This window comes from Gilliamella sp. Pra-s60 (assembly GCF_009795755.1).
GTDB lineage: Bacteria > Pseudomonadota > Gammaproteobacteria > Enterobacterales > Orbaceae > Gilliamella.
In genome coordinates this window covers 54,381-76,815 of record NZ_WTFA01000004.1, presented here as the reverse complement: position 1 = coordinate 76,815, position 22,435 = coordinate 54,381, and the positions used below count along the sequence as shown (strand labels likewise).

Sequence of the window (22,435 nt, the reverse complement as noted above, 5' to 3'; positions counted from 1 at the left end):
CATAATAACTCACAATTTTATATTAATAATATTTTATCTTAATTGTTATTTACAATACAAAACAGAACAATAACTAATTAGCAACAATAATACCCTTTAATTTTGTTAAATTATTTAAGTTAATAATCACTTGTTCCGCTTGTTCTTTTTTAGCATAAGGACCAACTTGTAATTTAATTAGCTGATTTGGTTCAGGTTTTTGGGGTATTGTTTTAACGCTATAATTATTTAGCCTTAATAATGCAACTAATTCTTCTATTTTTTGCCTATTTTTCAAAGCCGCAAGCTGAATTATGTAAGGTTTAGGCTCTTGTTGTGATACTGAATGCTTAGTTGTCGTCGTTGAAGTGTCTACATTATCAACAATATCAGGCGAAACGACAGAACTAGGACTTTGTTCTGAATCAGGTATATAAGAAATATCAGGTATATTATTGGTAAAATCATCATCGTTGGTTGATGCTATAGCCTGATTTTGATGAGTAATAACGTCTGGTTGCAAAATAGGTGTTGTTGAAATTGGCAAGTTAGACTTATCGGTTATTACCCATGGAGTGATTGCTGCAAAAACAAACAATAATGTAGCAAACCCTACAAGACGATTTCTTATTTTCTTGTGATTTTTTGGATTAATTTGTTGATTATCCGTCATAATTAATTCCACTTAAATAAGGAGTTTCAGCTAAAACATCAGATACGGTATGAAATGAACCACATATCACGATAATATCAGTCTGTTCAGCATCCTGCATTGCTTTTCGATAAGCTTTAGAAACCGTATCAAATGTTGATACATTAAATTCACCTTTATTCAATAAGTGTTGTTTTAATACTTCTGCACTACAACCTCGCTCACCATAAAGTGAGGCACAATACCATGCATCGCCAGTTAAAATAGATAGGGTGCTTTTAATATCTTTGTCTTTAAGCATGCCAATGACAAATCGTAGTTTTCCAAGCCCCAAATATTTCTCTTTTAATTTTTCTAATTGTTGTGTTAAATAAGTTGCAGCATGGGGGTTATGAGCTACATCAAGGATCACCAATGGTGATGTTTTGATAATTTGAAAGCGTCCCGTTAAATTAGAATTTTTTAATCCATTAACTATTTCGTGTCGTGTTATTTTAAGCGATGAATAGCTTAAAGCAGCAACTGCAGTTGCTGCGTTAGCTAAAGGAACATTAGCAATAGGTAAATTTTCATATTGTTTTATAGATGACTGAAATGCCCATGAATTGTTATTAACTTGTCTAAAATACCAATCACAATTTACCGAATAGATCGGGCAGTTAACTAATTTTGCAACATTTAAAATAGATGTAGGCATATCTGGCTCACCAACAACAGCAATACTTTTAGATTTAAAAATACCTGCTTTTTCACGCCCGATACTTTCACGGGTATCACCTAAATAATCAATATGATCAATATCAATAGTTGTGATGACAGCCACGTCTGCATCAACAATATTGGTTGCGTCTAACCGCCCACCAAGGCCAACTTCTAATATAACCACATCTAATTTTGCATGTTTGAATTGATAGAGCGCAGCAAGTGTTGCATATTCAAAATAGGTAAGAGATATATCGGCTCTGGCTTTTTCTATTTCGACAAAAGCTTTTACGGTTTCTTGTTCACTTGACTCTTGGTTATTAATACGTACGCGCTCAGTAAATCGTAATAAATGAGGGGAGCTATACACACCAACGTGCAAACCAGCCTCAAGCAATATCATTTCAAGTGTTCGGCAAGTGGTTCCTTTGCCATTGGTGCCAGCAACAGTAAAAATGTAAGGTGCTGGTTGCACTAAATTAAGACGTTGAGCGACTGTCTTTACTCGTTCTAAACCCAAATCAATAGTTGTTGGATGTAATTGCTCTAAATAACAAAGCCATGTATTTAGATCTGACATGGCATTCGGTTGTTTAATTTGCATACTCAATCAAACTGTCTCGGTAAGAGTAATATTATTAAACGGATCAGGTAATCTCATTAATTTAGCTATTAAACTAGCAATTTTAGGACGCATATCTTTACGATGAATGATCATATCAATTGCGCCTTTTTCAAGTAAAAACTCACTGCGTTGAAACCCTTCTGGTAACGTTTCACGAACAGTTTGTTGAATTACTCGCGGTCCAGCAAAACCTATTAGCGCTTTAGGTTCTGCAATGTTAATATCACCTAGCATCGCTAAACTTGCAGATACACCACCCATGGTAGGATCGGTCATTACAGAAATATAAGGTAAACCTTCATCTTGCATTTTAGCAAGAATCGCACTAGTTTTTGCCATTTGCATTAACGAAAACAAGGCTTCTTGCATTCGAGCACCACCACTTGTTGAAAAACAAATTAAAGGGCATTTATCCTCAATAGCTTGCTCTGCAGCTCGTGTGAATAATGCACCAACAACAGAAGACATTGATCCACCTATAAACGCAAATTCAAAACAAGCCACAACGACTGGAATACCTAGTAATGTACCTTTCATTACAACCATTGCTTCCTTTTCGTGGGTATCCTTTTGCGCTGCGGTTAAACGATCTTTATATTTTTTCGTATCTTTGAATTTTAAAATATCTTTAGGCATAAGCTCTGTACCGATCTCGATATCCGAACCTTCATCTAAAAAACGGTATAAACGCACACGGGCAGGAATATGCATGTGGTGGTCACATTTTGGACAAACTTCTAAATTAAGATCAAGTTCAGCTTGATAGATAACTTGTTCACAATTACTACATTTAGTCCAAACCCCACCAGGGATATTTGCTTTTTTATGATCTGACGATATATTATTTTTACTAAGAATTTTTTCAATCCAGCTCATTATGATTCTCTCATTCTGGCACTCTTTACAAATTTGGAGCTATTGTACAATACTTTGTGCTAATTCTTAATAGTTGTTTTTATTTTTATCTTATTTGGTAAATAGAATTTCTCTCAAAATATGACATTAAAAAAAAATTAAAACACTAACAATTCAAATAACCACTAAGAAAACACCATTTATATATAAAAATAGATTTAATATGACCTTAAAAAATTATTGGTATATAATTAGCAAAGTTTTATTTTTCCATTTTTTGAAATAAGGGGTTATAGATGGACAAGGAAAAATCAACCGCACCATCGTTTCAAGGTGTACTTGAATATATTCGTTTATCTCGTCGTTTAAATAAATTAAAACGCGAAATTTCAGATAACGAAAAAAAGATTCGTGACAACCAAAAACGAGTATTATTACTTGAAAACTTAAGTGAATATATTAAACCAGATATGACTTACGAAGAACTTCAAGCAATCATTGCTAACATGAAAAGCGATTATGATGATCGCGTAGACGATTACATTATTAAAAATGCTGAAATATCAAAAGAGCGTCGCGAAATCAGTAAAAAAATGCGCAGTTATCGTTCTAACTAAGCATACTATTTTATAAATAGCGTCCCTTGCATTGTGGACGCTATTTTTTATATAACTAAATCAGCCTCCAGCCAATTTGACTTTAAATCCTTTATCTTCTAACAATGATTTTAATAAATCTCGTTTATCCCCTTGAATTTCAATAATGCCATCTTTAACCGAACCACCACAACCACAACGTTTTTTTAATTCTGCTGCTAACTGTAATAATTGTGCATCACTCATATCAAATCCCGTAATAACACAAACACCTTTACCTTTACGACCTGACGTTTGTCGTTGGATTCGAATAATGCCATCCCCCTTAGGCCGAGAGATCACTGTTTCAGTTGGTTTAATTCGACCTTTATCGGTCGAGTAAACAAGTAGATTTTCTGACGTCATTTTGTTTAGCTCTTAGTTGGTTCAAGTGTTGCTAAAATTGTTTTTAACGCTTGAGCAGGATCATCTGCTTGAGTTATTGGACGACCAATCACTAAATAATCAGAACCGGCAGCTTGAGCTCGCTGAGGCGTCATAATCCGACGTTGATCATCGGGATCGCTACCTGCGGGTCTTATACCTGGTGTAACTAACTTAAAATCACTACCTAATCGTGTTCTAAAACTTTGAACTTCTTTAGCTGAACAGACCACTCCATCAAGCCCACAGTTTTTAGCAAGTGTTGCCAATCTAGTCGCTTGTTCTAGAGGTGATACATTGATACCAATTTCTTGAAGATCGGTTGACTCCATACTGGTTAATACCGTTACTGCGATCAAAATTGGTGCATCTTTACCATATGAATAAAGCGCATCCTTTGCAGCTGTCATCATGCGCGAACCTCCGCTAGCATGAACATTGGTCATCCAAACCCCCAGATCAGCAGTGGCTGCAATTGCTTTTGCGACAGTATTAGGAATATCATGAAATTTAAGGTCTAAAAAGACATCAAAACCTTTTTGCATAATTTTCTTAATAAAATCAGGTCCAGCATGAGTAAAAAGCTCTTTACCGACTTTGAGTCGACAATCTTTAGGATCTACTCGATCAATAAAATTCCACGCTGATTTTAGATCCGCAAAATCAACTGCAACTATAATTGGTGATAACATAACGTATTTATTCCTTTTAATAAAAACTTAGCGGTTTTTTCTAACAAATTCATTTAAGTCAGCATAAAATATGCTGGCACTTTTTTGATAACCTTGCAAAGTCTGATGGACTAAATCTGGACGAGCTAACCCTTGTTTACGCCACTGTTTAATAACAGATTTACCGCCCATGGCCATTTGCCAATTCCAAAATAACGTTTTTTCAGATTTAGCAACTTGTTTTTGAATATTCACTATTTTAACAAAAGACTGAGGTATACTTGTTTCATTTACCATTGTATCGGGAGGCGTCATTATTAAAATTGCTGCATTAGGTAATGTTTTACGGATCAGTCTTATATTATTAACCAAATTAGTTCGATATTGATCAACATCCAATGTTTCATCAAAACTTTCATTTGTTCCATACTCAAGAATGACTAAATCACTTTTTGATACACTCAGTTCCTTAAACCAATTTTTTCCCCACTTTTGCCAAATATTTTGTTTGGCTCCATTAGTCGCAATTGATGAAACAACAACTCCCGGTTGTTGATAGCAAGTTAACCAAATTCCACCTAGCTCAACATCTTTCTGTCCATTTATAATTAAAGGCAATTTAGAAACAACTGTCACAGTTTGCCAAACATTAGCTTTAGGCATATAATTTAAATCAATTTTTTTATTATCTGCATCATAAAGCGTAAGTGAATTTAGATTATTTTTAAGTGTCTTAAATGTTAGTTTAACTTGCCAAAGTTTATTATTTAATGTTTTAGGCGCTACATGTATAGTAGCAGAATCCTTATTTGATTTAGCAATAAAACCGCCCATAGGGAAATCTAAATTACTTAAAGTACGGCTACTTAACACATCCCAATGATTAAATTTCCATGTAACAGCAGTATGATTTTGTCCCTTTATAGCGACTGGAGTTATCCAACCAACACCTGCATTACCATACTTTTTTTGCATTAATGTTCTAAATTCACCTGTAAAAAAGTCAGCTGCCGAATGAGAATCGCCAAATTGAGTGATGTTAATGACTTTATTAGTTTTTTTGTTATTAGCTAATAACTTTAAACTTCTGGTAAATTGTTTAGTATTAGGATCGCCAAAATCAATAATGGCAGATGCAGTAGAAGTTTTACTTTCTGCTACGCTACATCCAACGGTAATAGTTATTACAATTACCGCTGTAATATATTTTAAAAATTTAATCATTATGGAGGCCCTCTAATTCTTTATAAGTTATTTTTTCCATAATTTCTTTTGCCAGAATTTTTTGGCCTGTTGGAGTAAAATGAACGCCATCGTCAACCCTTACTTTGATTTTTGCTTTATCTATTTCTACAAAATTGCTGAATTTTTCGTATGTACATCCTAATAATTCATTGGTTGTTAAAAAATGTTGTCGAGCTTTTTCTATTTCAGATTTATATAAGCTGTTTAAGTAAACCATACCATCATTTAATTTTGCCTTACGCATACAAGGCGCCGCAAGCCAAAGTACTTGAACATTATGCTCTATGGCACTATTTAAGATAGATTTAATACGTAAACGGTATTGATCTTCCCACAATTCAGATTTGAATTTAGCATATTTGATATACCCCTTAACAGGGAAATCCCAAGGGTCATTAGCACCAAGAAAAACAACAAGTAATTTAATAGAAGGATCAGCAATTAAATGATCGTTAATTGTTTTTGACCAATCAAAAGCTCTTGGATAAGCAAGACCTGTACTTTGTTTGCTCAAATCAAGACTTTCTATTTTATACTGTTTAAATAGCATTTTTTTAACATATGGTGCAACACCTTGCATTAAAGAATCCCCTGCAAAAAATACTTTATCATTACTTGTTAATACAATAGGTAGTGATTTATTAGTTAATTCAATCTCTACGTTTAGATTTTTAGGTTCATCTTGCAATACAGGCTCTAGTTTTGCTTTATTCAGTTCGATAGTATCTGAATGTGTATCCAAATTTGAACTTATTTTACTATCTTGAATATTGACTAATTGATCTCTTTTTAAATCCACTTTTGTTACAAGTTCGATTTTATTATGTTGTTTTTCATCTTCAGGATAAGACGCATTTAACTCTGAACTCTCATTTTCAAAAATAGGCAAAAAAATATTAATAGATGGAGTAAGTAATATTGATTTTCGTATTGGCAAATATTGTTGAATATTAGGTTCATTATTGTTATTTTCTTCCAATTCTTGAGTTGGTAGTGTGCCTTGAGCAATAAAATTATTACTGTTAAGTAAATCGGTATGATATGCCTGCTGCCAATAAATTAGTATTGATTTATAATAAAGAATAATTAATGCCACTGCAGTAACAAACAAAACAATCAATATATAACCAGCAGATAAATGGTTACTGGCAAGAACTGAAGCTGGTTTATTTTTTTTATTTTTCTGATGACCTTTTTTAAATGTATTTTTATTCAGCGATTTATGATGTTGCCGTTTTAAATTCGATGGTGATTTTTTATTACTTATCGAAAACGATTTTTTATATATCATCATAACTAAGCACTATAATTAAAAATTAGCATAAATAAAGTTTGGCATACCTGATGGCGCAATATAAATGACCAACCATAAAATAAAAATAAATACCAATGGTAAAAAAACCAATGATATTTTGGTTAATTGCATGATAAACCACTCAGTAAAATTTTTACACATTGGATAAATAAAGTAGATAAAACTAATAACCCCAAAAGCCTCTGCATATTGCGGTTCTATCAAAAAGTTATGCACTAATGCAACCAAATAATCCAACGCATCAGACACGTTTTCACAATAAAAAAAGAGCCATGTAAAACAAACATAGTGCCATGTTAACAATCGTGCAACCATTGGTGAACGTAAAGTTACCCAGTTTTTACCCAAATAACGATCTCCAATATTAAGTGCTATACTACCAATACCATGACATGCTCCCCAAATAATAAAATTAAGGCCTGCACCATGCCATAATCCCGATAATAACATTGCTAAAATGACATTAATTTGAGTTCGAATAAATCCTCGACGATTACCACCAAGAGGAATATAAATATAGTCACGAATCCAACTTGATAAGCTAATATGCCAGCGTGACCAAAATTCCCTTAAATTTAACGCTAAATATGGCAAATTAAAGTTAATTGGTAAACGAAAACCTAGTAATAAAGCCATACCTGTAACTAAATCTGTGTAACCCGAAAAATTTAAGTAAATTTGTATAGCATAAGCATAAAGTCCAACTAACAAATCAATTACACTAAATTCTAATGGATTGGCAAATATTGGTTTAACCCAATGATCACTGATTAAACCACCTAAACAGTAAACCTTAATAACAGCCAAAATAAGCAATGTAAATGCACGAAACGGCTCTAAAATCTCGCGAGGTTGGGCAACATTGATTTGCGGTAAAAAATCTTTAGCACGGTTAATCGGACCTGCAATAATACTAGGAAAGAACGATAAAAATAGTGCAAAATCCCAAAATTTAGCAACAGCAAGCTCTTTCTTTTTTATTGAAACTAAGTAACTTACCGAATGAAAAGTATAAAATGAAATACCAATAGGAATTAATACTGTTATAGCTGGCAATAAAACAGATAAATTCAATAAATTAAAAAATTCTTGTAGCTCGTAACGGAAAAAATCAAAATATTTAAATAAGGCTAGATTAATAATTGATACACATAACCCTAAAACGAGCCATCGCTTTGCATGATGTTCCGATGCGGCAATCATCACCGAAAATAAATAAATCACACAGGTATAAATAAAAAGGATAAGCGAAAATTGCCAGCTATAACTACCAACAACAAGATAGCTTGCTACTAAAAGCAGGCTATTTTGTATTTTGGGCGATCGGTAGCATCCCCAATACAAGGCAAAAAAAACAATAAAGAGTAAACCAAATTCAATAGATAAATAACTCACTGTCATCCTTTTTATTTAACGGGATACTTTCCTAAAATTTTTTGACAAATTTCATTATAAATTTTTTAACTCTCCGTTTCGCTAATCAATTCGGATTGAGCAAGTACATTATAAACAATGAGTTCCTTATTCAATCCAGTAACAGTTAATAACTGGTTTCTTGCCTGTAACCATAAATTATAAAGTGCAGAAAGTTTTTCATTACTTTTAGTTGCAAACAATCGAACTAAAGGGACTTGATCACGATTAACAATAAAACGCCCTACTTTTTGCTTCGCTTTTAGCGCATCACTTAATAATGAACAGAACCAAATGATTTGTTCAATAAAATCTTCATTATCAAAGGTTTTAGCCAACTGCCAATAATTATTTTGTGGTACAACGTCTAATAAATGGTTACAAAAAACTTTACGTCGTTGCCACTTTTCAGGTGTTAATAATGTCGCTGCTTTTAGTGGCGCATTTTCGCTCAATAATAACGCCGAGGCAAGTTCATTATCGCTATATTGCTGATCATGTTGTTTTTTTAACCATCCAATAGATTGTTCCAATTTAGGAAGAGCCAAAAAATAAGAAAAACAACGGCTATGTATTGTTGGCAATAATTGGCTATTATGTTCATCGCTCAAAATAAAATATGTATTTTGGGGTGGTTCTTCTAATGTTTTAAGCAACGCATTAGCAGCGGCTTCAGTCATTAAAGCCGCATGTTTTATCCAAAGAACTTTATTGCCACCCTGCTGAGATTTTTCGTAAACTTTGCTAGCTATATTACGAATTTGATCAATGCCGATTGAACGTTTACCTTGCTCATTGGTTATTACATCATAATCAGGATGATGATGAGCCAAAAACAATTGACAGCTATGACAGGTTAAGCACGGTTCTAATTGCTGTGAACATTGGCATAATAAACGATTTGCAAGCTTTGAAATAAATTCGTTCTCACCACTACCTTGAACATAATTAATTAGCAAAGCATGATGAGCACGCTTGTTTATAATTCCTGATGCTAATTGCTGATAAGGTAGCGAAAGCCATGGGTAGTCATTTAAGATCATTGAATATTAAACCTATTTTGTTAACCATTTTGTTAAAATTTGTTCAATTTGCTTGGTTACATTGTCAATTGATTCAGCTGCATCAATAATCATAATAGTATTGTCTTGCTTGGCAAGATCCAAATAACGTTGCCGAACTCGTTCAAAAAATGGCAACGATTGTTGCTCAATACGATCGAGTTTCCCTCTCGCTTTTGCGCGCATTAAACCAATTTCAGGAGCAATATCTAAATATAAAGTAAGATCAGGCTTAAAATCACCTAATACTTGTTCTTTTAATGTTGTTATAAAAGTTTGATCTAACTGACGCCCCCCACCTTGATAAGCCTGCGTTGATAAGTCATGACGATCACCTATCACCCACTTACCAGCTTTAAGTGCCGGTTTTATAACATTATCAATCAACTGAATACGCGCTGCATATAGCATTAACAATTCGGCTTTATCAGTCAAAGGGTCGTTATCTAAACCATTTTTAATCATATTGCGCAACGCTTCAGCAATCGGTGTGCCTCCTGGCTCTCTAGTAAATTGCAAATCGTCAATACTGTGTTGAATTAAAATGTGGGCAACGGCATTAATCGCCGTTGTCTTACCCGCCCCTTCAAGCCCTTCTATGACAATAAATTTGCCTGTCATACTAAATTCCTAATCTATTTATGATAAGCCTGTATTTAATATTGCGCTATTGTACGCTATTTTTATTCATTATTTTAGCCTGTATCATAAAAATAGCTTATTAAAATATAGTAGGTACGATGGTTCAGAAACATCTAAATTATAAGGACACCTTTTAAATTAAAGTCAAATAAAACATAAATTAAACCATGACGCACATTATGCGAAGCATTACGTAAAAAAAAATATATTATAGCAATCTGTAAATTAATGACATTAAAGCCATTTAATCCTTATAATAATAAAGTGAACAATAACCCCGCCAAACAATAACGAGCACAAAACGTAATACACTCTAGAGATATTTATGAATCAACAAGATAATAATAAACACCTTGAAGCTACTCAAACCAATGTAAAATGCTCTTTTATAATGACTATCATGCATAAATTAGTTCCTTTTTCGATGATTTGGATAAGTTTGGTTTTAATGTATGGTGTAGTTTGTATGTACACTAATTCTGTTGGGCAAGACGAGTTTTATCGCTTTATTTTCTTCTTGCGTAGCCCTTTTGTTGTCATGCTTAATTGTATCGCGTTATTTATTAGCGTCTTCCATACGATAACTTGGTTTAATTTAATGACTAAAACGATACCAAGCGCACTGTTAAATAAAAAGTCGAACAGATTATTACTGATTGTAGGACTGTGGGCAGTTATGCTAGCTGTATCGGTTTTCTTATTTTTATTTGTATTGAAATGAGTGGTATTGAATCAATGAAAAATCAACAAATTCAAACAACAAACAAAGATGGAAGCGTAATAAGAAGTTTGTTTATGCTTGGTGGAACATGGGCTGCTATGTTTGCCCCCATTGTGCTAATAATTATGGCGTTTATGCTCCCCTTTGGGGAGGTTGCGACGCGATCTTATATTCTTAAAATAGCCAATACAGACATAGGTAAAGTTTTTTTATTTTTGACAATTTCATTACCTGTCTGGTTTGGATTACAACAAATTTTAACTATTTTGCATGAGCATCAAATCCACCCAAAACGTGAAAAATTACTAACATTTGGCTTAGCATTAGCATGGACATTACATGCTATTTACCTATTGTTTATTCGAATGTGATAATGTTTTTCTAGTAAATAGATAGAATACAAAAAATGCCATCAACCAAATAACGTTTTTTGTATTCTTGTATTCCTAAAAATTAATAATAAGTCAATTCTCGAGTCACCGTTGTTTGTTTACCACCTTGGTTATTTTTAACTTTACTTGCTGTTAGCCAATCATTTTTTTCATTAAAAGTTAAAAATTTAGTGACATAATGAGCCGCTTCTTTACCTGCGGATAAATAAGAAGAATCGATGGACATTAATCGATGATGTTCATTATCGTATTGATACGAAAAATCACTTTCATTTTTCATATTATTACTAAATTGATAGAGCACTTTAGCTAACTGTTGATTTTGATACTCAAACGTATAGGTTGACGCCCCTTTTTGTTCTGTACCTGTGTATTGCCCATTCTCATCAATTTCTTTTAGTTGCCATTGTACATTTTTATTGATCAGGCAATTATTCGTGTCGTACATATAATTATCGGTTTCAACAAAAACAAAATCAGCCGCTTTTTTGGTTTGTTGGGATAGTACAATTTTGCCTTGTTCATCAGTACTAAATTGAATAATGCTATTGGTTTTATCTTCTGCATCTTCAATAATATTTTCCCAACCTGATTTATTTTTTTGTAGGTGTTCAGAATAAATTCGGATATCTTTTTCTGAATAAAGATCGTAATGGCTTTGTGTGATAAGTCCATTGGAATCATACATTAGTGTATGCTTAGCTGTTGTACTATTTACATCACTATCACTACCTAATTTAGTCGTTGAATTTCTAACCTCTTGCTTAATACCTTTTATTGGTGAGTCAATATAATCAAGAATCTGAAAGATATAATTATTTGATTCAACAGTATTTTTAGTAAGATTATCACCACAAGTTAGCGCCATCACTTTTATCGACATGAACGACAAACAAGATGTTAATAAAAAAGTGAGTATTCGTTTTTGCATAATGAACCTATTAAATAAATTAATGTATTGATTTATTAAAAATTAATTATAATTTAAATTATTGTTTTATATATTCATTTTTTACGCATCAACAGCGCATCATCCCAATTGACCTTTTTTTCTTGGTCTGGCTTTTTATTTTGTTGATTTTCTTGTTGAGTATTATCTTTATCAGTAAATTTTACTGTAGTTTCTATTTTTTCAATTTTATCTAGGTGAATCAAAGTTTTATTTTGTTTTCGCGGTAATTTATCCAAAAATGAAAGTAATGTTTTGGTATATTCATCTTCAGGTGAATAGAAAATCTTTTCACGTGAACCTTGTTCAATAATTTGACCTTCTTTCATTACAACCACTTGATGACACATAGAATAAACCAACGCTAAATCATGGCTAATAAATAAATAGCTAAGTTGATACTTTTCTTGCAACGACTTAAGTAAATAAATAATCTGTTTTTGAATAGTATGATCTAACGATGAGGTTGGCTCATCTAAAATCAATAGTTCTGGTTGTAAAATTAATGCGCGAGCAATGGCTATTCGTTGACGCTGACCGCCAGAAAATTCGGTTGGATAACGATAACGCATTTCAGGGTCAAGACCAACTTCTTGCATAATATCAATTACCGCTTGTTCACGCTCCGCTCTACTTAGTTTTTTGTGAGTCACCAATCCTTCACTAATAATCTGCTCAACATTAAAACGTGGATTAAGTGATGAAAACGGATCTTGAAAGACCACTTGAATTCGGCTACGAAACGGTAACAATTTTTTAGCCTTTAAATGTTGTATCGGATGACTATCAAATAAAATATCACCTTGCGATTTAATCAATCGCAAAATCGCTAGTGCTGTAGTGCTTTTACCCGATCCTGATTCCCCCACAATCCCAACTGTTTCGCCTTGGTGTACAGCAAATCCAATGTTGTTGACGATCTTCTTTTTTTGGTTAAGAAATAACTGTTTTTTCCCAATGACTTCAACATTAAGATGATTAACATTAAGCAGAATTCCAGGAGTATCAGGCAGCGGTACTGGTTCCCCGGTGGGTTCGGAATTTAATAATGTTTGAGTATATTCATGTTGTGGGCGTAAAAAAATACGCTGCTTATTATTGTATTCAACAATTTGCCCTTGTTGCATTACAGCCACTTTATCAGCTAGTTTTTTCACAATACTAAGATTATGTGAAATAAATAACATGCTCATATTCAGCTCTTTCTTCAGCTCTTTTAATAACTGAATAATTTGCGCCTGCACTGATACATCCAAAGCAGTAGTAGGTTCATCGGCAATCAATAATTTAGGATGCGTTAAAATCGCCATAGCAATCATTACTCGTTGCCTTTCACCACCTGATAGTTGGTGAGGATAAACCGATAACTCACTTTTTGGATCTTTAATTCCCACACGATCAAGGTATTGCAAAATCTCGCTACGTGCATTATGGCGACTCATACCTCGATGCAATGCAAGGACTTCGTAGAGCTGTTTTTCAACGGTATGCAAAGGGTTTAATGACACCATTGGCTCTTGGAAGATCATACTAATTTCATTACCACGGACTTTACGAAGTTCTTTGTCTGGCGCGTGTAATAATGATTTTTCTTCAAACAAAATCTCGCCAGTTGGATATACCACTTGTTCCTTACGTAATAATCGTAAAATAGATAGTGCGGTAATGCTTTTTCCTGAACCTGATTCCCCTACTAGCGCAAGTGTTTCTTGCTCATTAATATCAAAACTAATATTACTTACTACTTGCGATAGTAAATGTGCACCACGTTTAAATGCGATACTTAAATCCTGTACTGATAATAAAGGAGAACTCATTGATATGTTCCTTTGTTTGGATCAAAAGCATCTCTTACCGCCTCACCAATAAAAATAAGCAGTGACAGTAAAGTTGCAATAATTAAAAATGAACTAATACCCAGCCAAGGCGCTTGTAAATTATTTTTACCTTGTAATAATAAACGACCAAGGGATGGTGAATCAATCGGCAAACCAAAACCTAAAAAATCTAGTGATGTTAAAGTAGTAATTGATCCGCAAAGAATAAAAGGTAAAAAGGTTAATGTTGCTACCATAGCATTAGGTAAGATATGACTAAACATAATCTTACTATCACTTACCCCCATTGCTCTGGCTGCACGGATATAATCAAAATTACGAGTTCGTAAAAATTCGGTACGCACAATTCCAGCTAATCCCATCCAACCGAACAAAACAGTAATGCCGAGCAACCACCAAAAATCAAGTGGCAAAATGCTAGCCAATAAAATAATTACAAATAAACCTGGCAAACCGCACCAAATTTCAATAAATCGTTGCCCTATTAGATCAACTATTCCACCATAATAACCTTGAATTGCACCAATGATTACCCCGATAATTGAAGTAAACGCTGTTAAAAAAATAGCAAAAAACATTGAAATACGAAAGCCATACAAGATATTCGCTAATACATCAAACCCTGCATCAGTGGTTCCCAACCAATGTGACGACGAAGGTGGTGTTGGAAAAGTGCTTGATGTATCGTAAATTAATGTATTGTAACTATAACGAAACGGTGGCCATAAAATCCAACCATTAGCTTCTATTTTCTTTTGTACAGCAGGATCAAGATAATTAGTTTGCGTTTCTAATTGCCCACCAAATTCCGTTTCGGGATAAAAATGAAAAATTGGCGAATAATAATTATCCTGATATTTAATAAAAATCGGTCTATCGTTAACAATAAAATCAGCAAATAAGCTAATCACAAAACAGATCATAAATAACCAAAGTGAATAATAGCCACGGCGATTATGTTTAAATCGTTGCCAACGTTGTTGATTAATAGAATAATGAGTGGTCATTAGTTGCGAGCCTCAAAGTCAATGCGTGGATCTATCATCATGTAAGACAAATCAGATAACAGCTTAGTAACAAGCCCAACCAACGTAAAAATGTAAAGTGACCCAAAAATCACGGGGTAATCACGTTGGATAATTGCCTCATAACCCAATAGACCAAGCCCATTAAGCGAAAAAATAATTTCGATAAGTAACGAACCAGTAAATAAAATCCCCACGAAAGCAGCAGGAAAGCCTGATATAATCAGCAATGTTGCATTACGAAAGACATGTTTATATAAAATTCTTCTTTCACTTAGCCCTTTAGCACGTGCTGTTATTACATATTGTTTGCGGATTTCATCTAAAAATGAGTTTTTAGTCAGCATAGTAAGCGAAGCAAAACCGCCAATAACCATTGCAATAGTAGGCAAACAGATGTGCCATGCGTAATCTTTTACTTTGCCCCAAAAATCAAGTTGATCAAAATGATTCGAAACAAGCCCACGAAGTGGAAAAACATCCCAATAACTGCCACCCGCAAATAGCACAATCAATAACACCGCCAATAAAAAAGGCGGAATAGCATAACCAATAATAATTAACGTACTTGACCAAAAATCAAATGCAGAGCCATCTTTCACCGCTTTGCGAATACCTAAAGGGATTGAGATCAGATAAACAATTAAAGTACTCCATAACCCCAATGAAATTGAAACAGGTAAACTTTTGGCAATTAAACCTAATACCGATTCACTTTTAAAAAAACTATTACCAAAATCAAATAGTATATATTTCTTTAGCGTCTCGATATAACGTTCAAATATTGGTTTATCAAAGCCGTATTGTTTTTCTATCATCGCAACAACTTGTGGATCAAGCCCACGTGATCCTCGATAGTTCGACTCATGTTTATACTGTTGTACTGATGTTGAAGAACCACCACTCCCCGGCAATAATCCTTGCCCTGCTTGCGGGCCATTTTCAATCATAGCAAGCGCCTGATCGACTGGTCCACCTGGTGCAACTTGTACAATAAAAAAATTGATAGTCAAAATCACAAACAATGTTGGAATAATCAGCAACAGTCGACGAATAAGGTAATTTAGCATATTAATGTTCCTGATTTTTAGGCAGGCTAGCTGCTTTATTTGCATCATACCACCAACTATCAACCCCTATTGCATAAGTCGGTTGTATAGTTGGTTGCCCAAATTTGTTCCAATAGGCATAATACGTTTTACTGTTATACCACATTGGAATCATTGGATATTCTTGCGTTAAAATACGATCAAGTGCACGTCCTAATGGGACAAGTTCTTCTTGATTATCCACATTCTTAATAATTTCAGCGATAATGCCATCGATAGCTTTATTATGTAACCCCGAAGCATTCCACGATGAGTTAAGGTATTCGCTTCCCCAAAACATCAATAAATTAGAATTGGGATAATTTACGGCATAATAATCACGTGCAACCATATCATAATCATGCTCACGAACACGCCGTAAATGTTGTGAGGAATCTAACAAGGTAATTTTCATGGTGATCCCTAAACGGGCCAAATTTTGTTGAAAAGGAATAGCATATTTAATATCGCTACCAAGAGAACTGATCAGTTCAAATTCAAATGGCTGCTGCGTTTCGATATTAATTAACTTGCCGTCTTTAATTTCCCATCCAGCTTGTTTTAGTAATTCAGCCGCTTTTAATAAATTGTCACGATTAAAACCTTGCCCATCACTTTTAGGAATAGAATAAGCATTATCAAAAACAGCGTCAGGAATAATATGCTTATAAAGATTGAGCCACTTTAATTCTTGCCCTGTTGGCTTACCTTTTGCCGAATAAATAGTATTTTCAAAAAAGCTGTAAGGTCTTTTGTAACTGTTATAATAAAACGCATGATTTAGCCATTCAAAATCAAATGCCAGTGTGATAGCTTGACGAACTCTAATATCTTTAAATAGTTCTTTTTGTAAATTGAATGCTAGCCACTTAGTATCGGTTGCGGTTTTAACCGGTCTTTCTTGTTTAATAATATGGTTATTATCAAAATATCGACCTTGATATTGAGTAAACCAATTTTTGGGTTGATCTTCAGCTCGCAGATCATATTCACCAGCTTTAAAGGCTTCTAGTGAAACGTTATCATCCATATAATAATCAATACGTTTTTCGTCAAAATTATCTAGACCTTTATTAATCGGCAAATCACGCGCCCAATAATTCGGATTACGTCGATAAACAACATATTGCCCCATTTTATAATCACTAATATAGTAAGGACCACTACCCACTGGCGGGATGTTTAATGGCTCTGAAAAATCATGATGTTGCCAAAAATGTTGGGGAATAACTTGCATACTACCCACAAACGAAAGAAGCTTTTCACGATCCGACTCAGGGATATCAACTCGCACATGGTAATTATCTATCGCTTTAACGGTAACACCTTTATTATAAACATGGTATTGAGGCACGCCTTCGGTCATAAATTTATGAAAGGTAAATTCAACATCATAAGCAGTAATAGGCTTATCATCTTGAAAACGAGCACGAGGATTTATTGCCACTTCCGCCCAGCGATATTGATTAGAATAGGTAATTGACGTCGCAATAAGGGGATAAAAACTGGTAATATCATCCTCAGTATTAGTAAAAAGACTATCATACAGCGCCCCAGAATTACGTTCAGGTGCGCCACGGCTAGCAAAGCGATTTAAATTATCAAAAGAACCAATTTCAGCCAGTTTAATTACGCCACCTTTAGGTGCATTAGGATTGACATAATCAAGGTGCTTAAAATCATCGGGATACTTGGGTTTACCTGACAGGGAATAGATCGTCTTATGATAAATCACCTCGTGTGGCTGGCGTGGCCCCACAAGCTCAACTTGCTGATTTTCAGGTAATGGCATTGGAGGATTAACATCAACTTCCTCCTCGATTTGGCGCTCGGTCTGTGGCGACACGGTTTGTTCTTCATCAGCAAAAACAGGATCAGCAAAAACAGGCGCAGAACAAACGACCATACCGCTTAAGCAACTCAAGATAAATAATACTGTTATAGGTTGTTTAATTCGACCAATCATCCCAATTCCATTCCTGCTCCATTTAACAATAACATATTGATAATAGCATATTTATGTCACTTCTTATTGATTATTAACAAATCAGTCATTCAAGGCAAACACAAGCCTCAATTAAGTTGCCTATTTTGCCAAACTTCAACTAAATGAGCAAAACCTAATTAATAAGATAAAAATAAAATGAGACTACTCACTAAAAAGACCCATTTGATAAAAAATGAGTCACATTGATTTTAAGCCAATGCGCTTAGCTTCTTCCACTTTCTAATCTTGGTTCTAAACGACTTAAAAGGCGCGACAGAATTGATATGGATAAAGCGCGCAACAGTCCATGCTTCAGGATACGGCGTTGTCCAATTGCGAGTATCTTTGATAAAGAGCGTATCTTCACTTAATGACGCGATCCACTTATTCCAAATTTCAATTTGTTGCTTAAATGAATGGATAAGCGCTTGCAATGATAAATCCTGATAAGTCTCATAAAAATGTTGGTATAAATCACCCAACCGATTCCATTTATAACCCGACGCAGGTAATTCAGGCGTCTGGCCTGCAAGCTCATCATCATCCCAAGACTTAACCAAATTAAGCCAACCTAATTGATAAGCAATCATCTGAGCAGGCGTACGATCAACACCCTCCACCAAAGTGTCTTTTTGTGATTCAGACAACACCGCAAATTCATCAATAAATAACTTAGCTGTCTTGTTTATCTCGTCCAATAACTGCTGTTTACTTACATAAGCCATTTTGAATCCTCCTAGATTTTGTAACCTATTATCCCTTATCAATAAATAATCAAGATACTATAAACCATGTATAAAAAAAGGCAAACAACCTTTGCGATTTTAAAAATCAGCCTAATAAAAAACACTGACAAAAATCGGTCAGAAAAGGTATTGATTTTATTGAAGTTTTTTGAAATGGTATTTTAGGGGATTCCCTTGATTTTATGTCCTATTTTTAGGACAAACAGTTCAATCAATGTACTCACTTATAACATACGACGAAAGTCGGTAAAGTTTATAAAATGCAGGATTAGCTTGTTGAAAAGCAAGAAAAAAACTTCAATAAAATCAATACCTTTCCTGACCAATTTTTTGGAGGTTTTGCATTGTTTTTGAGTTAGTTAAAAGAATCTTACCGGATATTGAATTGGTGGAGCCAAGGGGGATCGAACCCCTGACCTCAACGCTGCCAGCGTTGCGCTCTCCCAGCTGAGCTATGGCCCCAAATAGAAAGGGATAAAACTGTGGCTAATAATATGCAACTAAATAATAAGTGTCAATCGATTTGATGTTATTTGTTTGAAAAACAGGCTAATAAAACTCTGCCAATCAATGGCAGAGTTAATATAATTAACGCAATATTGAAGGTTGATCTGCGCCTTCTGCTTCAATTTTAGGTGGCATAAAGTGTTCACGTTTTACGCCCAATTTAAGTGACATATACGCAGCCACATAAATTGATGAGATTGTACCAAGTACAATACCTACACCTAATGTTTCAGAAAAGCCTTTTAACATTGAACCGCCAAAGATATACAGGATAATGACAACAACAAGTGTTGTACCTGATGTCATTAGCGTTCGGTGCAATGTTTGGGTTAACGAGATGTTGATAACATCGTAAGGCTCTGCACGTCGAATCTTTCTAAAATTCTCACGAATTCGGTCGAAGACAACAATAGTATCGTTAAGTGAATAACCAATAATCGATAACATTGCAGCGATGATCGTTAAGTCTAATTCGCGCTCAAATAGTGATAAGTAACCTGCTGTAATGATGACATCATGCGCTAAAGCAACTACGGCACCGGTACCAAACCGCCATTCAAAACGGAAGGCAATATAGATTAAAATACACACTAATGCGGCACAAATTGCCAATATACCATCTTGCGCAAGTTCTGCACCCACTGTTGGACCGACAAACTCAATACGCTTAATTTGAGCATCCGTATCAATATCTTTATGTATTAAGTTAGAAATTTTCGCACCTAATGCATTATCAATCACCGATGAGGTACTACCATCTTCTTGCTTGGCCGAAGGTAACCTAATAATGATATCCTTACTGCTACCGTAATATTGTACTATCGGTTCATGATAACCAGCATTGCGTAAGCTATTACGAAGATCATCAAGATTAACCACTTTTGTTACGGTAAGCTCTACTGTGGTGCCACCCGTGAAATCTTGTCCTAGATTAAATCCTTTAACAAAAATAATCACAAAAGAAGCTACCACTAATAGCATTGAAATGACAAAAGCAATAAAGCCAAATTTTAAAAAGTCGAGGACTCTGCGACCATGATTTAATTCTCTAACATCATGATTTTCTTTTTTATTAATACTCACAATAAACCTCTAAATTGATAACTTATTAACACGGCGTCCGCCATAAATAAGATTGGCTAATGCACGAGTACCAACAATCGATGTAAACATTGATGTTACGATACCGATACCTAATGTAATGGCAAAGCCTTTAATTGAGCCTGTACCAACAGCATAAAGAATAACTGCTGTAATTAATGTGGTTAGGTTGGCGTCAAAAATACTACTCCACGCTCCTGAATACCCTTCATTAATCGCATGCTGTACTCCTCGTCCATTACTGAGCTCTTCTTTTATCCGTTCATTGATTAGCACATTGGCATCAACAGCCATACCAACGGTTAATACAATACCCGCAATACCCGGCATACTGAGCGTTGCGCCAGGAAGTAAGGACATGGCACCAACAATTAAAATTAAATTAGCAACCAATGCAAGGCTTGCAAATAGACCAAATAGGCGATACATCACTAACATAAAGATCACTGAAACCGCCAAGCCCCATACACAAGATTCGAGACCTTGGGTTATGTTTTCTTGCCCCATTGATGGTCCAACAGTGCGCTCTTCAATAATTTGAATTGGCGCAATTAGAGCTCCTGCTCGTAATAATAACGATAAATTTTTGGCTTCATCAATACTGCCAATACCCGTTACTTGGAAACGGTCACTAAAAATACCTTGAATTGTTGCTACGTTGATAACACGCTCTTGTTTTTCAAGAATTGGTTTGCCATTTTCATCACGTTTCCCTGTGTCTTTGTATTCAACAAATAAGGTTGCCATCGCTTTATTAAGATTCTTTTGGGTAAAATTCAACATTTTTTTACCGCCTGAACCATCAAGTGTAATAGCAACTTCAGGTTGACCATATTGGCTTGTGCGAAATGATGAATCAGTAATATGATCCCCTGTTAGTACAATTCGTTTATAAAGTAACACTGGGCGACCGCTTTCCATATATTTGATTTCGGAACCATACGGAATGCGCATATCACCTTTTAGGATAGCAGGTAGATCAGGAGTGCTATCTTCGTTAACTTGTCTAAACTCAAGTGTCGCTGTCGCACCCAAAATACGCTTGGCTAACGCGGTGTCTTGTATGCCCGGTAATTCTACCACTATCCGATCCGCGCCTTGGCGTTGTACAATCGGTTCGGCAACACCTAGTTGGTTAACACGATTGCGTAAAATGGTGGTGTTTTGTTGTACAGCATCATTTTTAGCTTGTTGTAAACGTCTTTCGCTGATATTGATGATGATACTGTTGTCACTTTGAGAAATAACTTTGAAATCTTGTAAACTATTGATCTTGGTGATAGCTTTATTACGATCTTCGGTATTATCAAATTGTATTACAATTTTCTCATCACGGTCTTTATTGATTGTTTTGTAATTTAATTTGCTAGTCGTAAATTCAGCTTTTATGTTTTCAATAGATTGTTCTGTAAGTTTACTTAATGCAGTTGCCATATCAACTTCCATTAAGAAATGAACACCACCACGCAAATCAAGCCCTAGTTTCATCGGTTCAGCACCTAGCATTGTAAGCCATTTGGGTGTTGCTGGCGCTAAATTTAATGCAACAATATACTCTTCACCTAACGCTTCAGATATAAGCTCTTTAGCTTTAAGCTGTGTATCGTTATCACTAACACGGATTAAAATCGATTTATTTTCATAAACCATTGATTTAATTTTGATATCATTATCTATCAAAGCTTTTTTGACTTTATCTTGTGTAGCAACATTGATTTCAGCAGTATTTGAGCCTGAAATTTGTATAGCGGGATCTTCACCATAAATATTTGGAAGTGCATACAGAAGGCCGAGGCAAATGACAACGACCAACATAATGTATTTCCACAAAGGATAGCGATTTAACACGACATATTCTCTTGTAGGATTAGGTAATTAACACAATGAACATAATAGATAAAT

21 protein-coding genes and 1 tRNA gene are annotated in these 22,435 nt (G+C 34.6%); 3 read left to right on the top strand and 19 right to left on the bottom strand.

Going from position 1 to position 22,435, the window contains the following annotated elements; genetic code table 11:
• Window positions 1-73 precede the first annotated feature (73 nt).
• The 3 genes from GQ596_RS04720 to accD are packed head-to-tail and all read right to left on the bottom strand — an operon-like array spanning window position 74 to window position 2,834.
• A complete protein-coding gene (locus GQ596_RS04720) occupies window positions 74-652 on the bottom strand; it encodes an SPOR domain-containing protein (protein ID WP_160400533.1) in 579 nt (192 codons plus the stop codon).
• Window positions 642-1,937 carry a bifunctional tetrahydrofolate synthase/dihydrofolate synthase gene (folC, locus tag GQ596_RS04715; protein WP_160400532.1) on the bottom strand — a complete coding sequence of 432 codons (1,296 nt, stop codon included), beginning with the start codon at window positions 1,935-1,937 and terminating at the stop codon, window positions 642-644. The genes GQ596_RS04720 and folC overlap by 11 nt, the downstream gene beginning before the upstream one ends.
• Window positions 1,938-1,943: 6 nt before the next feature.
• The gene (accD, locus tag GQ596_RS04710) at window positions 1,944-2,834 is read right to left on the bottom strand and encodes an acetyl-CoA carboxylase, carboxyltransferase subunit beta (RefSeq protein ID WP_160400531.1); all 891 of its coding nucleotides are present in this window, start codon (window positions 2,832-2,834) and stop codon (window positions 1,944-1,946) included.
• Between the two features lie 275 nt (window positions 2,835-3,109).
• Between accD and tmaR the strand changes: the two genes are divergently transcribed.
• Entirely contained in the window at window positions 3,110-3,430 is a 321-nt protein-coding gene (gene tmaR / locus GQ596_RS04705; RefSeq protein WP_160400530.1) for a PTS system regulator TmaR, read from the top strand.
• A 60-nt stretch (window positions 3,431-3,490) separates the two neighbouring features.
• Here tmaR and yciH read toward each other — a convergent pair whose 3' ends face one another.
• From yciH to tmk, 7 genes are read right to left on the bottom strand one after another with little or no spacing between them, the layout of a single operon-like run.
• Entirely contained in the window at window positions 3,491-3,814 is a 324-nt protein-coding gene (gene yciH, locus GQ596_RS04700; RefSeq protein WP_160400529.1) for a stress response translation initiation inhibitor YciH, read from the bottom strand.
• Window positions 3,815-3,819: 5 nt separating this feature from the next.
• Window positions 3,820-4,524, bottom strand: a complete 705-nt coding sequence (pyrF, locus tag GQ596_RS04695; protein WP_160400528.1) for an orotidine-5'-phosphate decarboxylase — start codon at window positions 4,522-4,524, stop codon at window positions 3,820-3,822.
• Between the two features lie 27 nt (window positions 4,525-4,551).
• A complete protein-coding gene (locus tag GQ596_RS04690; protein WP_160400527.1) occupies window positions 4,552-5,727 on the bottom strand; it encodes a hypothetical protein in 1,176 nt (391 codons plus the stop codon).
• Window positions 5,720-7,042, bottom strand: coding sequence for an SGNH/GDSL hydrolase family protein (locus tag GQ596_RS04685; RefSeq protein WP_160400526.1), 1,323 nt, complete (start codon window positions 7,040-7,042; stop codon window positions 5,720-5,722). Before GQ596_RS04685 ends, GQ596_RS04690 begins: the two co-directional genes overlap by 8 nt.
• 15 nt (window positions 7,043-7,057) lie before the next feature.
• Window positions 7,058-8,464 (bottom strand): MBOAT family protein, encoded by a 1,407-nt coding sequence (locus tag GQ596_RS04680; protein ID WP_370516484.1) that lies wholly within the window; start codon window positions 8,462-8,464, stop codon window positions 7,058-7,060.
• A 59-nt stretch (window positions 8,465-8,523) separates the two neighbouring features.
• Entirely contained in the window at window positions 8,524-9,519 is a 996-nt protein-coding gene (locus GQ596_RS04675; protein WP_160400524.1) for a DNA polymerase III subunit delta' C-terminal domain-containing protein, read from the bottom strand.
• A gap of 12 nt (window positions 9,520-9,531) precedes the next feature.
• Window positions 9,532-10,158: a dTMP kinase gene (gene tmk, locus GQ596_RS04670; protein WP_160400523.1), complete on the bottom strand. Its 627-nt coding sequence runs from the start codon at window positions 10,156-10,158 to the stop codon at window positions 9,532-9,534.
• A 346-nt stretch (window positions 10,159-10,504) separates the two neighbouring features.
• On the opposite strand from tmk, the gene GQ596_RS04665 reads away from it, so the two are divergent.
• Together GQ596_RS04665 and frdD are read left to right on the top strand one after the other, a co-directional pair.
• Window positions 10,505-10,900 (top strand): hypothetical protein, encoded by a 396-nt coding sequence (locus GQ596_RS04665; RefSeq protein WP_160400522.1) that lies wholly within the window; start codon window positions 10,505-10,507, stop codon window positions 10,898-10,900.
• A 14-nt stretch (window positions 10,901-10,914) separates the two neighbouring features.
• Window positions 10,915-11,271, top strand: coding sequence for a fumarate reductase subunit FrdD (frdD, locus tag GQ596_RS04660; RefSeq protein WP_160400521.1), 357 nt, complete (start codon window positions 10,915-10,917; stop codon window positions 11,269-11,271).
• Window positions 11,272-11,353: 82 nt separating this feature from the next.
• Here the strand turns inward: frdD and GQ596_RS04655 are convergent, their stop codons facing one another.
• The 9 genes from GQ596_RS04655 to secD form a co-directional block, all read right to left on the bottom strand.
• On the bottom strand, window positions 11,354-12,223 hold the full coding sequence (locus GQ596_RS04655; protein ID WP_160400520.1) for a hypothetical protein: 870 nt from the start codon (window positions 12,221-12,223) through the stop codon (window positions 11,354-11,356).
• Window positions 12,224-12,297: 74 nt separating this feature from the next.
• Window positions 12,298-14,058 (bottom strand): microcin C ABC transporter ATP-binding protein YejF, encoded by a 1,761-nt coding sequence (gene yejF, locus GQ596_RS04650; RefSeq protein ID WP_160400519.1) that lies wholly within the window; start codon window positions 14,056-14,058, stop codon window positions 12,298-12,300.
• Complete coding sequence (locus GQ596_RS04645; protein WP_160400518.1) at window positions 14,055-15,086, bottom strand: ABC transporter permease; 1,032 nt, start codon at window positions 15,084-15,086, stop codon at window positions 14,055-14,057. The genes yejF and GQ596_RS04645 overlap by 4 nt, the downstream gene beginning before the upstream one ends.
• Window positions 15,086-16,174: a microcin C ABC transporter permease YejB gene (locus GQ596_RS04640; protein ID WP_160400517.1), complete on the bottom strand. Its 1,089-nt coding sequence runs from the start codon at window positions 16,172-16,174 to the stop codon at window positions 15,086-15,088. Before GQ596_RS04640 ends, GQ596_RS04645 begins: the two co-directional genes overlap by 1 nt.
• Window position 16,175: 1 nt before the next feature.
• A complete protein-coding gene (locus GQ596_RS04635; RefSeq protein WP_160400632.1) occupies window positions 16,176-17,984 on the bottom strand; it encodes an extracellular solute-binding protein in 1,809 nt (602 codons plus the stop codon).
• Between the two features lie 404 nt (window positions 17,985-18,388).
• The gene (locus GQ596_RS04630; RefSeq protein ID WP_160400516.1) at window positions 18,389-18,904 is read right to left on the bottom strand and encodes a ClbS/DfsB family four-helix bundle protein; all 516 of its coding nucleotides are present in this window, start codon (window positions 18,902-18,904) and stop codon (window positions 18,389-18,391) included.
• 407 nt (window positions 18,905-19,311) lie between these two features.
• Window positions 19,312-19,387: transfer RNA gene (locus GQ596_RS04625), tRNA-Ala, on the bottom strand.
• Between the two features lie 126 nt (window positions 19,388-19,513).
• Window positions 19,514-20,509 carry a protein translocase subunit SecF gene (gene secF, locus GQ596_RS04620; RefSeq protein WP_160400631.1) on the bottom strand — a complete coding sequence of 332 codons (996 nt, stop codon included), beginning with the start codon at window positions 20,507-20,509 and terminating at the stop codon, window positions 19,514-19,516.
• Between the two features lie 15 nt (window positions 20,510-20,524).
• Complete coding sequence (gene secD, locus GQ596_RS04615) at window positions 20,525-22,381, bottom strand: protein translocase subunit SecD (RefSeq protein ID WP_160400515.1); 1,857 nt, start codon at window positions 22,379-22,381, stop codon at window positions 20,525-20,527.
• Window positions 22,382-22,435 lie beyond the last annotated feature (54 nt).

Bases quoted from the DNA above. Each gene is read 5' to 3' on its own strand.
- GQ596_RS04720 (WP_160400533.1), bottom strand. From the start codon at position 652: ATGACGGATAATCAACAAATTAATCCAAAAAATCACAAGAAAATAAGA.
- folC (WP_160400532.1), bottom strand. From the start codon at position 1,937: ATGCAAATTAAACAACCGAATGCCATGTCAGATCTAAATACATGGCTT.
- accD (WP_160400531.1), bottom strand. From the start codon at position 2,834: ATGAGCTGGATTGAAAAAATTCTTAGTAAAAATAATATATCGTCAGAT.
- tmaR (WP_160400530.1), top strand. From the start codon at position 3,110: ATGGACAAGGAAAAATCAACCGCACCATCGTTTCAAGGTGTACTTGAA.
- yciH (WP_160400529.1), bottom strand. From the start codon at position 3,814: ATGACGTCAGAAAATCTACTTGTTTACTCGACCGATAAAGGTCGAATT.
- pyrF (WP_160400528.1), bottom strand. From the start codon at position 4,524: ATGTTATCACCAATTATAGTTGCAGTTGATTTTGCGGATCTAAAATCA.
- GQ596_RS04690 (WP_160400527.1), bottom strand. From the start codon at position 5,727: ATGATTAAATTTTTAAAATATATTACAGCGGTAATTGTAATAACTATT.
- GQ596_RS04685 (WP_160400526.1), bottom strand. From the start codon at position 7,042: ATGATGATATATAAAAAATCGTTTTCGATAAGTAATAAAAAATCACCA.
- GQ596_RS04680 (WP_370516484.1), bottom strand. From the start codon at position 8,464: ATGACAGTGAGTTATTTATCTATTGAATTTGGTTTACTCTTTATTGTT.
- GQ596_RS04675 (WP_160400524.1), bottom strand. From the start codon at position 9,519: ATGATCTTAAATGACTACCCATGGCTTTCGCTACCTTATCAGCAATTA.
- tmk (WP_160400523.1), bottom strand. From the start codon at position 10,158: ATGACAGGCAAATTTATTGTCATAGAAGGGCTTGAAGGGGCGGGTAAG.
- GQ596_RS04665 (WP_160400522.1), top strand. From the start codon at position 10,505: ATGAATCAACAAGATAATAATAAACACCTTGAAGCTACTCAAACCAAT.
- frdD (WP_160400521.1), top strand. From the start codon at position 10,915: ATGAAAAATCAACAAATTCAAACAACAAACAAAGATGGAAGCGTAATA.
- GQ596_RS04655 (WP_160400520.1), bottom strand. From the start codon at position 12,223: ATGCAAAAACGAATACTCACTTTTTTATTAACATCTTGTTTGTCGTTC.
- yejF (WP_160400519.1), bottom strand. From the start codon at position 14,058: ATGAGTTCTCCTTTATTATCAGTACAGGATTTAAGTATCGCATTTAAA.
- GQ596_RS04645 (WP_160400518.1), bottom strand. From the start codon at position 15,086: ATGACCACTCATTATTCTATTAATCAACAACGTTGGCAACGATTTAAA.
- GQ596_RS04640 (WP_160400517.1), bottom strand. From the start codon at position 16,174: ATGCTAAATTACCTTATTCGTCGACTGTTGCTGATTATTCCAACATTG.
- GQ596_RS04635 (WP_160400632.1), bottom strand. From the start codon at position 17,984: ATGCCATTACCTGAAAATCAGCAAGTTGAGCTTGTGGGGCCACGCCAG.
- GQ596_RS04630 (WP_160400516.1), bottom strand. From the start codon at position 18,904: ATGGCTTATGTAAGTAAACAGCAGTTATTGGACGAGATAAACAAGACA.